Origin of the sequence: Ralstonia sp. Ralssp135, assembly GCF_047304345.1 — a bacterium.
GTDB lineage: Bacteria > Pseudomonadota > Gammaproteobacteria > Burkholderiales > Burkholderiaceae > Ralstonia > Ralstonia chuxiongensis.
On record NZ_JBGLYZ010000007.1, the window covers coordinates 122,799 to 137,486 of the forward strand.

15 protein-coding genes, 1 other RNA gene and 1 riboswitch are annotated in these 14,688 nt (G+C 64.3%); of the genes, 6 read left to right on the forward strand and 10 right to left on the reverse strand.

From position 1 onward, the window contains the following. Position 1: 1 nt before the first annotated feature. The 5 genes from cobT to ACCD03_RS08065 are packed head-to-tail and all read right to left on the reverse strand — an operon-like array spanning position 2 to position 5,402. Positions 2 to 1,060 (reverse strand): nicotinate-nucleotide--dimethylbenzimidazole phosphoribosyltransferase, encoded by a 1,059-nt coding sequence (gene cobT / locus ACCD03_RS08045; protein ID WP_413411252.1) that lies wholly within the window; start codon positions 1,058 to 1,060, stop codon positions 2 to 4. Continuing rightward, positions 1,060 to 1,680, reverse strand: coding sequence for a cob(I)yrinic acid a,c-diamide adenosyltransferase (gene cobO / locus ACCD03_RS08050; protein WP_413411253.1), 621 nt, complete (start codon positions 1,678 to 1,680; stop codon positions 1,060 to 1,062). The genes cobT and cobO overlap by 1 nt, the downstream gene beginning before the upstream one ends. Then, complete coding sequence (locus ACCD03_RS08055) at positions 1,670 to 2,509, reverse strand: ABC transporter ATP-binding protein (protein ID WP_413411254.1); 840 nt, start codon at positions 2,507 to 2,509, stop codon at positions 1,670 to 1,672. Before ACCD03_RS08055 ends, cobO begins: the two co-directional genes overlap by 11 nt. After that, positions 2,506 to 3,525 carry a FecCD family ABC transporter permease gene (locus tag ACCD03_RS08060; protein ID WP_413411255.1) on the reverse strand — a complete coding sequence of 340 codons (1,020 nt, stop codon included), beginning with the start codon at positions 3,523 to 3,525 and terminating at the stop codon, positions 2,506 to 2,508. The genes ACCD03_RS08055 and ACCD03_RS08060 overlap by 4 nt, the downstream gene beginning before the upstream one ends. Next, positions 3,522 to 5,402 (reverse strand): TonB-dependent receptor plug domain-containing protein, encoded by a 1,881-nt coding sequence (locus tag ACCD03_RS08065; RefSeq protein WP_413411256.1) that lies wholly within the window; start codon positions 5,400 to 5,402, stop codon positions 3,522 to 3,524. The genes ACCD03_RS08060 and ACCD03_RS08065 overlap by 4 nt, the downstream gene beginning before the upstream one ends. 124 nt (positions 5,403 to 5,526) lie before the next feature. Next, positions 5,527 to 5,775, reverse strand: a riboswitch (cobalamin riboswitch). A gap of 167 nt (positions 5,776 to 5,942) precedes the next feature. Between ACCD03_RS08065 and ACCD03_RS08070 the strand changes: the two genes are divergently transcribed. The 5 genes from ACCD03_RS08070 to ACCD03_RS08090 all read left to right on the forward strand — a co-directional run bounded on the left by ACCD03_RS08070 (position 5,943) and on the right by ACCD03_RS08090 (position 8,440). Then, positions 5,943 to 6,263: a hypothetical protein gene (locus tag ACCD03_RS08070; RefSeq protein ID WP_045202842.1), complete on the forward strand. Its 321-nt coding sequence runs from the start codon at positions 5,943 to 5,945 to the stop codon at positions 6,261 to 6,263. A gap of 2 nt (positions 6,264 to 6,265) precedes the next feature. Then, positions 6,266 to 6,583 (forward strand): cell division protein ZapA, encoded by a 318-nt coding sequence (locus ACCD03_RS08075; RefSeq protein WP_045202841.1) that lies wholly within the window; start codon positions 6,266 to 6,268, stop codon positions 6,581 to 6,583. Positions 6,584 to 6,798: 215 nt separating this feature from the next. Next, positions 6,799 to 7,018, forward strand: a non-coding RNA gene (gene ssrS, locus ACCD03_RS08080) — 6S RNA. A gap of 155 nt (positions 7,019 to 7,173) precedes the next feature. Then, positions 7,174 to 7,644, forward strand: coding sequence for an EVE domain-containing protein (locus ACCD03_RS08085; RefSeq protein WP_024975020.1), 471 nt, complete (start codon positions 7,174 to 7,176; stop codon positions 7,642 to 7,644). A gap of 94 nt (positions 7,645 to 7,738) precedes the next feature. Continuing rightward, on the forward strand, positions 7,739 to 8,440 hold the full coding sequence (locus ACCD03_RS08090; RefSeq protein WP_045202839.1) for an SIMPL domain-containing protein: 702 nt from the start codon (positions 7,739 to 7,741) through the stop codon (positions 8,438 to 8,440). 66 nt (positions 8,441 to 8,506) lie between these two features. On the opposite strand, the gene lgt is transcribed toward ACCD03_RS08090, so the two are convergent. Both lgt and ACCD03_RS08100 read right to left on the reverse strand, forming a co-directional pair. Then, the gene (lgt, locus tag ACCD03_RS08095; RefSeq protein ID WP_413411257.1) at positions 8,507 to 9,409 is read right to left on the reverse strand and encodes a prolipoprotein diacylglyceryl transferase; all 903 of its coding nucleotides are present in this window, start codon (positions 9,407 to 9,409) and stop codon (positions 8,507 to 8,509) included. A 14-nt stretch (positions 9,410 to 9,423) separates the two neighbouring features. Beyond that, positions 9,424 to 10,368, reverse strand: a complete 945-nt coding sequence (locus ACCD03_RS08100) for a LysR substrate-binding domain-containing protein (RefSeq protein ID WP_253538342.1) — start codon at positions 10,366 to 10,368, stop codon at positions 9,424 to 9,426. A 128-nt stretch (positions 10,369 to 10,496) separates the two neighbouring features. Here ACCD03_RS08100 and ilvD point away from each other — a divergent pair, with 128 nt between their 5' ends. Then, entirely contained in the window at positions 10,497 to 12,170 is a 1,674-nt protein-coding gene (gene ilvD / locus ACCD03_RS08105) for a dihydroxy-acid dehydratase (protein ID WP_413411258.1), read from the forward strand. A gap of 55 nt (positions 12,171 to 12,225) precedes the next feature. Here ilvD and ACCD03_RS08110 read toward each other — a convergent pair whose 3' ends face one another. The 3 genes from ACCD03_RS08110 to ACCD03_RS08120 are packed head-to-tail and all read right to left on the reverse strand — an operon-like array spanning position 12,226 to position 14,607. Beyond that, complete coding sequence (locus tag ACCD03_RS08110) at positions 12,226 to 12,651, reverse strand: DUF2486 domain-containing protein (RefSeq protein WP_325649533.1); 426 nt, start codon at positions 12,649 to 12,651, stop codon at positions 12,226 to 12,228. Continuing rightward, positions 12,648 to 13,076: a DNA polymerase III subunit chi gene (locus tag ACCD03_RS08115; protein WP_413411259.1), complete on the reverse strand. Its 429-nt coding sequence runs from the start codon at positions 13,074 to 13,076 to the stop codon at positions 12,648 to 12,650. Before ACCD03_RS08115 ends, ACCD03_RS08110 begins: the two co-directional genes overlap by 4 nt. 22 nt (positions 13,077 to 13,098) lie before the next feature. Then, positions 13,099 to 14,607 carry a leucyl aminopeptidase gene (locus ACCD03_RS08120; protein WP_045202833.1) on the reverse strand — a complete coding sequence of 503 codons (1,509 nt, stop codon included), beginning with the start codon at positions 14,605 to 14,607 and terminating at the stop codon, positions 13,099 to 13,101. Between the last annotated feature and the right edge of the window lie 81 nt (positions 14,608 to 14,688).

Consider the following 14,688-nt stretch of genomic DNA (forward strand, 5'->3'; position numbering starts at 1 on the left):
GCTATGCGCGCTCGCTCACGCCTGCGCTGGCGAAGGTCGCCATCTCGCGCAGGAACGCCACCGCTGACACGACCACCGGATACGCCAGCACCGCACCGCTGCCCTCCCCCAGCCGCAACGACAGCGACAGCAGCGGCCGCGCATCGAGCACCTCCAGCAGCGCGCGATGCCCGCGCTCGTCCGACACATGCCCGAACACGCAATAGCGCAATACGTCGGGTGCTACCTGCGCCGCCACCAGCACGGCGGCCGTCGCAATAAACCCGTCGACGAGGATGACCATGCGCCGCTGCGCAGCTTCAAGCACCGCACCCACCATCGCCGCGACCTCGAAGCCGCCGAAGCACGCAAGCACGTCCAGCGGCTCACGGATGTCAGCATGCTTGACCATTGCCGCCTCCAGCACGGCACGCTTGTGGGCGAGGCCGTCATCGTCAAGCCCCGTGCCGCGGCCAACACATTGCGCGACCGGAAGATCGCACAACCGCGCCATCAGGCACGCGGCAGACGCCGTGTTGGCGATACCCATTTCGCCCAGCGCGATTACGTTGGTGCCGAGCGCCGCATGGTGCGCCACACGCTGCGCGCCGAGAGCCATGGCGCGGTCACGCTCGTCGGCGGTCATGGCGGCTTGCGCAGCACCCTCGTCAGCGAAGTTGCGCGTGCCGGGGCCGACAGGTGCATCGACGAGGCCCGGCGTATCCGCCGTCCACAACGGTGCGGCAACACCGGCGTTCACCACCTCCAGTGCAAACCCATGCTGGCGGCAGAACACATTGACAGCCGCGCCACCCGCGATGAAGTTGAGCACCATCTGGGCGGTCACCGCTTGCGGGTACGCGCTCACGCCAGCGTGGGCGATGCCGTGGTCTGCGGCAAAGACCACCATTGCAGGGCGCGTCAGCTGCGGTGTGTCGGTGTTCTGGATCAGGCCGATCTGCACGGCCAGCGATTCAAGCCGGCCCAGTGCGCCGACCGGCTTGGTCTTGCTGTCGACGGCGGCCTGCAGGCGCGCGCGCAGCGCATCATCAAATGGTGGAATGTGCATGGCTTGGTTCATCACAGTTCGACTCCCGGCTGGGCCTGGATGCCTTGGGAAAATGCATGCTTGACGAGCGTCATGTCGGTCACGGTATCTGCGGCGTCGATCAATTCGGGCGGTGCACCGCGCCCGGTAATCACCACATGCTGCGCCGGCGGGCGCGCGCGCAAGTCGGTCAGCACGGTTTGCACGTCAAGGTAGTTGTACTTGAGCGCAATGTTCAATTCATCCAGCAGCACCAGGCCGACGGTCGGATCGCTCAGCAGCTCGCGTGCGCAGGTCCATGCGGCTTGCGCCTTTTCAACGTCGCGCGTGCGGTCCTGCGTCTCCCACGTGTAGCCCTCGCCCATCACGTGGAAGCTGCATTGTTCGGGAAAACGACGGAGAAAGCGCTCCTCGCCGGTCGGGATCGCGCCCTTGATGAACTGCACCACGCCGACCTGCATGTCGTGGCCCATGGCGCGGATCACCATGCCAAAGCCGGAGCTGGATTTGCCCTTGCCGTTACCGGTGTTGACGAGCAGCACGCCGCGCACGTCGGTGGCGGCGGCGATCTTGGCATCCACCACGGCCTTCTTGCGCTGCATGCGCGAGCGGTGGCGCTCGTTCAGCGCGTCATTGTTGTCTTCAGTCGTCATCGGAATCATCAGGAATCAAGGCCGTAAGGCGGCCGTCGGCCACCTCGGCAATAGGCGTGCGCAGCACGCGCGCGCAGTGCTCGGGGGTGAGCACCTCGGCCGCGATGCCTGCGGTGGTGTGCCCGGCGCCGTCCATCAGCAGCGCGTGCGTGGCGAAGCGGCGTGCAAGGTTCAAGTCATGCACGGTCAGCACGACCAGCCAGCCGTGTTTGCGGCAGCCTTCGCGTAGCAGGCGAAGGACCGCGACCTGCTGATGCAAATCCAGGTGCGCGACGGGCTCATCGAGCAGCAGCACGCGCGCCTCCTGCGCCACCACGGCAGCCATCGCCACGCGCTGACGTTCACCGCCAGAAAGCGTGCGCACATCGCGTTGTGCCAGGGGCTGCAACTGCAGCGCAGACACCGCCGCATCGACGGCGCGGGCATCTGCGTCGCCCTCCCACTCCCAGCGCGCAAGATGCGGGTGGCGGCCGGTCATCACGGCGTCGTACACGGTGATGGGGAAGGTGTCATGCAAGGTCTGCGGCAGAAACGCGCGACGGCGTGCCATCGCCAGCGCCGGCCAATCGGCAAGCGGCAAACCGTCGAGCATGACGCTGCCGCCGTCCGGCAAGCGCAAACCTGCCAGCACGGCAAGCCATGTCGACTTGCCCGCGCCGTTCGGCCCGACCACGCACCAGAGTTGACCCGCGGTGGCCGTCATCGACAACCGCTCGATCAGCACGCGCCCATCGATGGTCACCCGCAGATCGTGCAGCGCGAGTTCGGGCGCTGCGTCCAAGTGGGCAAATGCGTCCGGTGCTGGACTTGGGCGGCGCCACCAGCTCATCGCGTGCTCCGCATCAGCAGGTAAAGAAACGTCGGCACCCCGAGCAGGGTGGTGATCACGCCCACGGGCAACTGCGTTGGGGCGATCAGCGTTCGGGCGATCAGGTCGGCCAGCATCAGCAGGCCCCCGCCGGCCATCGCCGTAGCGGGCAAATGGATGCGCACGTCGCGGGTCCACGCCAGGCGCACCATGTGCGGCACCAGCAGGCCAACAAACGCGACCGAGCCTGCAATCGTGACCGCCACTGCTGTACACAGCGATGCCACCACGTAGATCAACGCACGCACACGCGCCACCGGCACGCCTAGCGCGCGGGCGCGGGTTTCACCGGTCAGCAGCACGTTCAGGTCGCGCGCGTGCGGCAGCACCACGGCCACCGCCACCACGAGCGCCGTCAACGCGCCCGCATAACGATCGGCGCCACCCAGGTCGCCGACCATCCAGAAAATCATGCCGCGCAGCTTATTCTCGGGCGCGACGGTCAAGATAAGCGTGATCAGGCCGACCCAGCCGGAGGCCATTACCACGCCACCGAGCAACAAGCGCGCATTGGCCTCGCCGGGCTCGCCGCGCCACAGGTGCTGACGCGCCAGCGCCGCCACCAGCGCCATCGAGAGCAAGGCTCCGGCTCCGGCGCTCGTCTGCACCGCCCACCACGGCAGCGAGAACAACATCGCCGTGAGCGCCGCCACTGCCCCGCCGCCAGACACGCCCAACACATACGGATCAGCCAGCGGATTGCGCAGCAGCATCTGCATGAGCGCTCCGGCAAAGGCCAACAGCCCGCCCGCAGCAAATGCAGCGCCGGCACGCGGCAGGCGCAATTCGGTGACGATGCCTGCCGCCAGGCCATCGCCACCGCTATTGCCAAAAAAGAGGGCCCGCCAGACTTCAGCGGGCGACAGCTTCACACTGCCGAGCATCAATGACGCCACCAGCACCACCACGCACGCGAGCGCCAGCAGCGACCACAGTCGCCAGGCAAAACCGCGTGCGCGCAGTGCAGGTGTTGTCATCGCTTCGGTTCGTGCTGTTGCCACGACAGCGTGAAGAACACTCCACGCGAAGGTGTGTTGTACGGATAGACCAACTGGTAGTTCTTGTTCGTCACGTTTTCAACCCGTGCCGACACTGCCCAGTCAGGCGTGATCTGGTAGCGGCCGACCAGGTTCAGCAGGCCATAGCCGCCGAGCGTCTTGGTCGAATCCTGGCGGTCTCCCGCCGCATTCCACTCCACGCCCGCCGAGAACGGCCCGAAGGTCTTGTACGCCGAGACGCTACCGAAGTGCCGTGCACGGCGCGACAGCAACTGGTTGGCCGACAAGTCCTGCGGGTTCTGCATGGTAAAGCTGGCACGCAGATCCACGCCATAGATCGAACCCCGATACGACGTCTCGAGCCCGTTCACACGCGCACGGTTGACGTTGGCTGCGGAGCAATTGAAATCTGCGTCGCATACAGCCGTGATCAGGTTGCTGTAGTCCGTCTCGAACGCCGTTACGCGCACCAGGCCGATCGTGCTGCTGTATTCCACGCCGCCTTCCACCGAGCGCGCCTTCTCGGGCTGCAGGTTCGGGCTGCCGAAGAACGGGTAGTAAAGCTCGTTGAAGCTCGGCGCGCGGAAGGCATTGCTCACGCTCGCCACTGCCTTCCATTGCGGGTTGAACGCGAAGCCGTAGCCGGCGTAATAGCTGTTGGCGCCACCAAAGTCCGAGTAGCGGTCGCGACGCACGTTCAACTGCAACTGATGCGGGCCGAACTTGCCTTCGTAACCGATGTAGCCGGAATCGACCCTGCGCGTGGGCGCGTCGTAGGCATCACTGTCGATGGTGGTTTGCGAATGTTCCAGTCCGACCTTCAGCAATTGGTCAGGCATGAACACCCAATCGTTCTGCCAGCTCGCCTGCTGGTTGCGCGTGTTGAAACGACCGTTCTGCGCACCGTTCAGGAAGTTCAGGTTTTTATCGTCACCTTGCGAGAGCGTCACGCGCGTCTTCCAGTCCTGCGTCACCTTGCCGTCCACATACGCCGACATCGACCGCACCTGGTTATGCGCGATATTGATGTCGGTCGGGCTGCCGAAGCCGCTGTCGTAACTGACATCGCCCCAGGTCTGGAAGTACGTCAGCCCTGCCTGCCAATCCGCGGAAAAGCGATGCGACAACTGCGCCGACACGCTCTTGTTCGTGTAGGGGTTGTCGTTCGGGTTGGCATTCTTGGCCTGCAGCGGATTGATTGCAGAGAATCCGTCGGTCTTGAACTCCGACACCGACACCGCGAACGACGTATCGCCGCGCTCGCCCAGCGAGCCGTTGATACCCGCCTGCGCGCGCTTGGTGTTGCGTGCGCCGTACTCAATCTCTGCGTTGGCCAACGGGGCATGCTCCTTGCCGCTGCGCGTGAATATCTGCACCACGCCACCAATCGCGTCGGAACCGTAGAGCGCCGACACATTGCCGCGCACGACCTCGATATGGTCGATCTGGTCGGCCATCAGTTGATCGATCTGCGTGGCGCCCAGCGTAGCGGAACTCACCCGCACGCCATCAATCAGAACCAGCGTCTGGCTGGAACTGGCGCCACGCATGAAGAGACTGGCGCTGGTGCCGGCGCCACCGTTCTGTGTGATTTCGATGCCGGCCTCGCGGCGCAGCAGCGTCACCGCATCCGGCGCTTGCGAGCGCTCGATATCGGCGCGGCTGATGACCGTCGTGTGCGGCAGTGCATCCGACAGGGGCTGCTCGCTGCGCGAGGCCGTCACCACGGTCGGATTCAGTTCACCCACTGGCGTGCTGGCTGCCTGTGTATTACTTTGTGCCCAGGCTGGCGCAACTGCACCTGCCATGACCCCCGTTAGTGCGCTGGCAAGCGCGCGCATGGCCGTCCGGGGCATCCGGAGTGGCCGCTTTGTAGTCAAGCTCATGTTGAAAAGACAAGAAGCGTCAGCCGGACCCGTTCCCCCGCGGGTCGCTGGCAGCAGGATCTCGATGCGGTTCCCTCCAGGGTTTCACATCGGCTCTGAGATCCACCGTCCTGGCCGGTATCCGGGCTGGCGAAGCGGCCTGTCCGCCTTCCCATTCCCAAAGGAACAGTGGCATATGGACAGACCGCGCGGCACCCATCTTCTTTGCGAGATGGCAGGCACACGCGACGTTCGCTTACCGTTGCGGGGGCAGCGCAGGTTGGCGCATCGCTTGGGGCGCGCGCTCCCTGCTTCCCGTTTAACTGCAGATGGTGCTGCGGGCACCAGGACGCCGCGAAGTTTAACGGAAAAGGCCCGCAAAACCCGCCCCAGTCGCGGTAAAAACACACCCTCCGCCCGTTGTGCCCGCTGCGTCGCCTCATGCCGCCGCATATTGCGCATCCGTATGGAGGACAGGCGCGGCGCGCATGATCGGCTAAAATCCCCCCACTCGATTCTGATTGACACCCAATGCTGAACGAACTCGAACAACTTGCCGGCAAGATCGCGCGCGTGCTGCGTCACGCCGATGCGCTAGCCGCCGAGAACCAGCGCCTGCGCGCCGAAGTCGAGCGGCTTCAGGCGGAAGCCGAGGCCTCCAAGACCGAGCGCGACGCGATGGTCGCCGATCGCAGCGTGCTCAATGCCAAGATCGAAGAAGCGCAACTGCGCATCCAATCGATTCTCGACAAGCTGCCCACGGCTACCGACGCGCGCCAGCTTGACCTCCTCGGCCAGGCCGCAGGCGCCGATGAAACAACGGCCGCCCCCGCCCCGCATTCGGAGACCTAAGCATGAGCAGCAAGCAAATTGAAGTGAACATCGCCGGGCAGCCCTACAAGTTTGCCGTCTCGGTCGATAACGAAGCCGCGCTGCGTGAAGCCGCAGCCATGGTCGACAACCAGATGACGCGCATCAAGAACGGCTCGAACACCAAGGGCATCGAGCGCGTTGCCGTGATGGCCGCCATCAGCATCGCGTCGGATTTGCTGTCGATGCAACGCCAGGCCGCGTCCGATTCCGCCCTGCCGATCGACTCGATTCGCGCCAAACTGGCCGACCTGAATGCCCGCACTGACGAGGCGCTGCGCCAGTACGGCGAAGTCATTTAGCGAAGGTCAAAACGTGTTTGTAACCGGATCGCATCCGGGCTTGGGTTCGGATGCGAACGGGTGTATAGTGTGACCCAATGGCTTCCGGAATCTCCCGCAAACCCTTGCAGCATAAGGCTTTAGCGGCTACAGGGTAGAGATAAACGGTTGCCTGCGATGAATCTTTCAGACGCATCGCCATGCGCTCAAAACACAGCGTGATGATGCGTCTGACAGTTTCCCTGCCTGGTTCGCCATGGCCATTAATTCCTTGAACCGATAAGCATTGCTTGGTGCGGGATATGCCGTGTGGGCGAGCGCGTCTTCCAGTGCATAGCGTGCGACGCAAGTCGTGGGCTCCCTGCGCCGGTGATGTACCCAAAATGCGGCTTCCGCTGCCACTCTGAACCTCACTTGGGTTCAGGATGCGGGTCTAGCGGCCAAGGTGGGGACCCAACAAAAGGCGGTAGTGCACATGTGCGCTACCGCCTTTTTCTTTGCCTATCCTTGATACGCCCGCCATTGCCACAGCGCCAATGGCGAGGCCGCAGCCGTGTTGCTATGCTGCGCACACCGTCACCTCCCTGCACGTCGCCCGCGCACCCCACACGATGGCCACCCAATACTGGTTGATGAAGTCCGAGCCCGACGAGGCCAGCATCGACACGCTGCACGCCGAAGGCACCTTGCCTTGGACCGGCGTCAGGAACTATCAGGCACGCAACTTCATGCGTGACCGCATGCGCATCGGCGACGGCGTGCTGTTCTACCACTCTTCCTGTCCGCAGCCCGGCATCGCGGGGCTGGCGGAAGTCTGCTCGACCAGCTATCCCGATCCAACGCAGTTCGACGCCAAGAGCCATTACCACGACCCCGCATCGAAGCCGGAAGCGCCGCGCTGGATGCTCGTCGACGTAAAGTTCGTGCGCAAATGCGCACTGATCGATCTGCCGACGTTGCGTGCGCAGGAACAGCTCGCCGACATGACGGTGCTGCAACGCGGCAACCGCCTTTCGATCACGCCCGTCACGCCCGCGCAATGGCGTTACATCACCACCAAATTGATGCGCGATCCTGAGTGAACGGTTGGCATCGGCAGGGAATTGTTACAAACGTGATGAACGATGCGCGTAACGACCAGTCAGACGCATCACATTGCTTTTTTGGGAGAACACAATGAAATCTGTCCTGGCCGCAACTATTTTGGGGACTGCAATGATGACGACTGCTTTCGCACAAGCCGCTCCTGAAACGAATCATTCGGGCGTACTGTCGCTGGATGCGCAGGCCGTGGCCGAAGTGCCGACCGACACCGTCACGCTCACCCTGGGGGCCGAGCAGGAAGGCGCGGACCCGGGCGCAATCTCCACGGCCCTCTCGCGCAAGGCCGATGAGGTGATCAACCAGGCAAAGCGCACATCCGGCGTGCAGGCAGAAACGGGGGGCTTCAACATTTATCCGAACACCGATCGCAACGGCAAGATCAGCGTCTGGCGCGGCCGTGCGGAGGTGCGCATCACATCGAAGGACTTTGCAGCGGCGTCCAAGCTGGCGGGCCAACTGGCCAACCAGATGCAGGTGCAGAACGTGAACTTCACGCTCTCGCGCGAGGCGCGCACGGCGGCGGAAGCCAAGCTGATCGATCAGGCAGTGAGTTCGTTCCGCGACAAGGCCCTGACGACCACCAAGCTGTTCGGCTACACGAGCTACACGATTCGCGATGTGCATGTGAGCGAGGGCAGCAACAACCCGGGCCCGCGTCCGATGATGCGCATGGCAGCGGCTCCCGCGTCGTACGATTCGGCGCCGGTGCCCATCGAGGGCGGCAAGGCCCAGGTAACGGTGACCGTTTCCGGCGCCGTGCAGATGCTGAAATAAGCAGCGAGCCGCTCCATGAAAAAAGCCACCGAAGTTCGGTGGCTTTTTCTTTGCGCAGTTGCAACGTCAGGCGTGCGCCTGGTTTTTTGCACCGTTGCCTGCGCGACGATAGGACCAGACCAACATGGCGATGCCGATCAGGATCATCGGCAGCGACAGCCACTGCCCCATCGACAGGTTCGCCGCCAGCAGGCCGAGGAAGTTGTCCGGCTCGCGGGCAAATTCCGCAGTGAAGCGAAACACGCCGTAGCCGAGCAGGAATGCTCCAGACACCGCGCCCATTGGTCGCGGCTTGCGCGCGTACAGCCACAGCAGGATGAAGAACAACACGCCCTCGCCGAGGAACTGGTAGATCTGCGAGGGGTGGCGCGGCAGCATGTGATACTGGTCGAACACAGCCTGTACGCCGCTGGTGACGGCCTCTTGCGCGTGCGAGAGCAGCCACTCCCGATCTTCGCCCTGCGCCTGCGGGAACATCATCGCCCAAGGCAGATTGGGCGACGACACACGGCCCCACAGCTCGCCGTTGATGAAATTGCCAAGGCGCCCCGCTGCGAGACCGCACGGCACCATCGGCGCGATGAAATCGGTCACCTGCATCCACGAGCGGCCGCGCATGCGCGCATACACCATCATCGCCACGACCACACCGAGGAAGCCGCCGTGGAACGCCATGCCGCCTTCCCAGACCTTGAAGATGTCGAGCGGGTGGGCGAAATACCAATCGGGCTTGTAGAACAGCACGTAGCCCAGGCGCCCGCCCAGAATCACACCCAGCACGCCGTAGAAGAGCATGTCGTCAAGGTCGCGACCGCTCCAGCCTTCGGCGGCGATGTGCGGCTGGCGCGTGCGCAGGCGGCCGAACCACAGGAACATGATGAACGCCGCCAGATACATCAGGCCGTACCAGCGGATGGCGAGCGGCCCCAGATGCAGGGCGACGGGGTCGAATTGCGGATGGATGAGCATGAATCCTGTGGGTTTCAGGTTTGGTTGTCTTCTTGCAGCTTGGCGACGGCTTCGGCACTGGCCACAAACCACGGCAGCACCGGCGAAGCCGCATCTCGCCGCCACACCAGCCCGGTCTCGATGAACGGGCTTGGCGCGGCGAGTTCGAGATAGACCACGCCGGTCCGCTGCAGGTTGCATAGCGATGCCGGGACCAGCGCAATCCCCATCTCAGCGGAGACCAGGCTGACGATGGTCTGCATCTGGATGGCTTCCTGGCCGATGCGCACAGCGGCCCCAGATTCTCCGGGCCGGCCGCCGTGCGCGGCATGATAGCCGGTAATGATGTCATACAGCGCAGGCGCGGACCGGCGCGGAAAAATGATGAGCGATTCGGCCGCCGCATCCGCCAGGGCAATGGGCTGGCCCGGCGCCACGCCCCATTGCGCCGCGCGCGATGCGGGCACCGCCAGCACAAGGCGCTCGCGCACCAGCGGGCGGTATTCCAGCTCGCCGGGCACCGAGCCCGCGTGATGCGCGATCACGACACCCGCGTCCACATCGCCGGCCAGGAGCGCTTCGATCTGCACATCGCTGGTGGCCTCGCGCAGCAGAAGCTGCACATCGGGCCGCGCGTCGCGAAAATGCCGCAGCAAGGCGGGCAGGATGCCGTAATCAGCGGTGCTGACGAAGGACAGCGATAGCGAGCCAACCTCCCCGCGCGCCAGCCGCTGCGCGAGCCCGGGCAATGCATTCGCCTCGGCAAGCACACGCCGCACCTCGACCAGCCAGCGCGCACCGACGGCCGTCAGCGCCACGGAGCGCTGCGTGCGATGGAACAGCGTGACCCCGAGTTCGTCTTCCAGCGCGCGAATCTGCTGCGACAGCGGCGGCTGCGTCATCGAAAGACGCTCGGCGGCGCGTCCGAAATGCAATTCCTCGGCAACGGTCACAAAGTAGCGAAGCTGGCGCAGATCCATATCGGCGATTGATATTTTTTTCGAATCAATAGTCAATCAATAATATATTTGACGCGCCATTTCTCCAAGTGCATGCTGGGCGCCAAGCTGTTGACTACAACGATAGTGCCGCCCCCACGGAGATTCCCATGCCAGACAACAAGCGTTCGCAGCACATCATCCAAGGTGTGGCACGCTCGCCCAATCGCTCGATGTACTACGCGCTGGGCTACACGAAAGACGACTTCAACAATCCGATGATTGGCGTGGCCAACGGCCATTCGACCATCACGCCGTGCAACTCGGGCCTGCAGAAGCTGGCAGATGCCGCCGTGGCTGCGATAGAAGACGCTCGCGCGAATCCGCAGACTTTCGGCACGCCCACCATTTCCGATGGCATGTCGATGGGCACGGAAGGCATGAAGTTCTCGCTGATCTCGCGCGAGGTGATTGCCGACTGCATCGAGACCTGCGTCAACGGCCAATGGATGGATGGTGTCGTCGTCATCGGCGGCTGCGACAAGAACATGCCGGGCGGCATGATCGCCCTGGCGCGCACGAATGTGCCAGGCATCTATGTGTACGGCGGCACCATCAAGCCGGGCCACTGGAAGGGCAAGGATTTGACGATCGTCTCGTCGTTCGAGGCCGTGGGCGAATTCACGGCCGGCCGCATGAGCGAAGAAGACTTCGAGGGCATCGAGAAAAACGCCTGCCCGTCGAGCGGTTCGTGCGGCGGCATGTACACGGCCAACACGATGAGTTCATCGTTTGAAGCGCTGGGCATGTCGCTGCTGTATTCGTCGACGATGGCCAATCCCGATCAGGAGAAGGTCGACAGCGCAGCCGAATCCGCGCGCGTCCTGGTAGAAGCCGTGCGCCGCGACCTGAAGCCGCGCGACATCATCACGCGCAAATCCATCGAGAACGCCGTAGCCGTGATCATGGCCACCGGCGGCTCCACCAACGCCGTGTTGCACTACCTGGCCATCGCCCACGCGGCGGAAGTGGAATGGACGATCGACGACTTCGAGCGGGTGCGCCAGCGCGTGCCCGTCATCTGCAACCTCAAGCCCTCTGGCCAGTACGTGGCCACCGATCTGCACAAGGCCGGCGGCATTCCTCAGGTGATGAAGCTGCTGCTCAACGCAGGCCTGCTGCACGGCGAATGCATCACCATCACCGGCAAAACGCTGGCTGAAGAACTCGCGCAGGTTCCCGACCAACCGCGCGCTGGTCAGAACGTAATCCTGCCGATCGATAAGGCCCTCTACAAGGAGGGCCACCTCGCCATCCTGAAAGGCAACCTGGCCGAGGAAGGCGCCGTGGCGAAGATCACCGGCCTGAAGAACCCCGTCATCACAGGCCCGGCGCGCGTGTTCGACGACGAACAAAGCGCGATGAGCGCGATCCTGAGCGACCAGATCAAGGCCGGCGACATCCTCGTGCTGCGCTATCTGGGGCCGAAGGGCGGTCCCGGCATGCCTGAGATGCTGGCCCCGACCTCAGCCATCATCGGCAAGGGCCTGGGCGAGTCGGTCGGCTTTATTACCGACGGACGCTTCTCGGGCGGCACGTGGGGCATGGTGGTCGGCCACGTCGCGCCGGAAGCATACGTGGGTGGCACGATCGGCTTGGTGCACGAAGGCGATTCAATCACCATTGACGCGCACCAGCGCCTGTTGCAGTTGAACGTGCCCGATGATGAACTCGCCCGCCGCCGCGCGGCGTGGAAGCAACCGGCGCCGCGCTATACGCGTGGCGTGCTGGCGAAGTTTGCGAAACTGGCAGCAACGGCCAGCAAGGGCGCTGTGACGGATTGAGTGGTTGGCGACACCAACAAAAAACCCGCCAGACGGCGGGTTTTTCTTTGTCCGATCAGCGCTGCGGCGGCTTCTGCTGCGCGGCGAGCGCATCGTCCAGCGCCGCGCCCAGCCAATCCATCAGGCGGGCCTCGAGCGTGCGGGTCAGCTCCGCTGCGAGCTGTTCGCTTAGCAGCGAGAGGCGCGATTCCATGGCTGCGCGGCACTGCGCTTCGATCAACGCCGGCCATTCGGATTGGAAGCGCCACATCACGTCGCCCATCACGCGGGCAGCATCGGTGCCTGCGGGAGGCATGGCCGAGGTGGGTGCAAGCCCCTGCTCGCGCAGTGCGGGCGGGACGCCCACATTGGGGGCTTCAGCTGGGGCGTGCGGCGGCGTGGCAGGCGCGGCCGTAGGCGCCACATCCTCCAGTTCGACAATCTCCGTCAGAACGGGGATGTTGTTGTCCGCGTGGGACCCGGGATAGCGTCCGTCGGTCATGCGCGCCCCACGTCGTGATGTTGGATCGGATAGCCGCGATCGCGGTAGAAGCGGAAGCGATCGCGCGCTGCTGCGCGATCGGCATCGTCATCGCCAACGATCTCGATCAACCGGCTAAAGCGCGCGAACAGCGCCGGCGGTTCAGGCGACAGGTTGACCAGGATGTCGTGATGCGGCGCGTCGTCCAGCGGCTCGGATGCAGCGGCCAGCAGGATGGGCGTCTGGGCAGCCAGCGGATGCCGCAGGCCGCAATGCGGCAGGAAATCCAACTTGCTGAACGTCCACAACTGCGTGTCGAACGCTTCCAGCGCAGCCTGATCTCCGACCACGATCACTTTCTGGCCCGCGCCGTAGGCCTTGCGCACGAGCCGGCAGGCATAGGCCAGCTTGCCGGGCACGTTGCTGTGGAAATCGACGCGGGTCATACGGTGCTTTGCCTCTGTGTGATCAACCGCGATCCATCAGGAAGCGCGTCAGCAGCGGCACCGGGCGGCCCGTGGCGCCCTTGGCCGCGCCGCTCTTCCAGGCGGTGCCGGCGATGTCCAGGTGGGCCCAGTCGTACTTTTCGGTAAAGCGCGCCAGGAAACAAGCCGCCGTCACGCTGCCGGCCGGCCGGCCGCCGATGTTGCCCATGTCGGCAAAGTTGGACTTGAGCTGCTCCTGGTATTCCTCATCCAGCGGCATGCGCCACGCGGTATCGAGCGATTGCTTGCCGGCCGCCACCAGCGCGCCCGCCAGCGCATCGCTGCGGGCGTACATGCCGGTGTTGATGTGACCAAGCGCGATGATGCAGGCGCCCGTGAGCGTTGCCACGTCGATCACCACCGCCGGCTTGAAGCGCTCCACATAGGTCAGCGCATCGCACAGGATCAGGCGGCCTTCGGCGTCGGTATTCAGGATCTCGATGGTCTGGCCCGACATGCTGGTCACAACGTCGCCCGGCTTGGTGGCAACGCCGCTGGGCATGTTTTCGCAGGTCGGCACCACGGCGATGACGTTCTGCTTGAGGCCCATTTCAGCCACAGCACGCAGCGTGCCCAGCACCGAAGCAGCGCCGCACATGTCGTACTTCATCTCGTCCATGCCCTCACCCGGCTTGAGCGAGATGCCGCCCGTATCAAACGTGATGCCCTTGCCGACCAGCACCACCGGGGCCTGCTTGGCCGGACCACCCTCGTAGCGCAGCACGATGAATGCCGGCGGCTCCACGCTGCCCTTCGTCACGGCCAGGAAGGCGCCCATCTTCAAGGCTTCGATCTGCTTGCGGCCGAGCACCTCAACCTTGAGCTTGAAATCCTTGGCGATCTGGCGTGCGGTGTTGGCCAGGTACGTCGGCGTGCAGATGTTGGACGGCAGGTTGCCCAGATCACGCGTGAGGTCCATGCCGTTGGCGATGGCGGTGCCGCGCGCTGCGGCCACGGCGGCCGCCTTGGCATCGGCTGCCGGCACGGTCAGGACGACCTTGCGCAGGCTCGTACCGTTTTTGTCGCGCTTGCTCTTGAGTTCCGGGTGACGCTCGATGAAGCGGTAGCTGGCTTCGCGGATGAGCGTGACGGCGGTCAGGACAGCCCAGGCGGTATCTTTGTCGCGCGCGGCGTGCTCGGTGAGCGTCCACGTCACGCTGGTGGCCTTGGTGCTGGCCAGCGCGCGCAGTGCGGTGCGCACGGCTTCAGCGTAAGCGCGATCGGTGAAGTCGGCTTCCTTGCCCAGACCGACCAGCAGCACGCGGGCAGCGCCCACGCCTGCCACTTCGTGCAGCAGCAGCGACGTGCCGCGCTTGCCTTCAAAGTCGCCCAGCTTGACGAGGCGAGCGACCAGGCCCTTGGTGGCCACGTCCAACGCCTTTGCGGCGCCGGCCAGGGTCTGCGACTCGAAGAGACCGATCACGAGGCAATCGCTCTTGGCGGCCAGGGCGCCCGCTTTGGCCCAATCCAGGGCTTTTGTGCTAAATTCCATCGCGCTTCTCTCTATGAGGCGAGTCAACGAAAGCCCACATTATCCGCCATTTTGCGCAGGGGCTCCGGTGGAACGCACGCC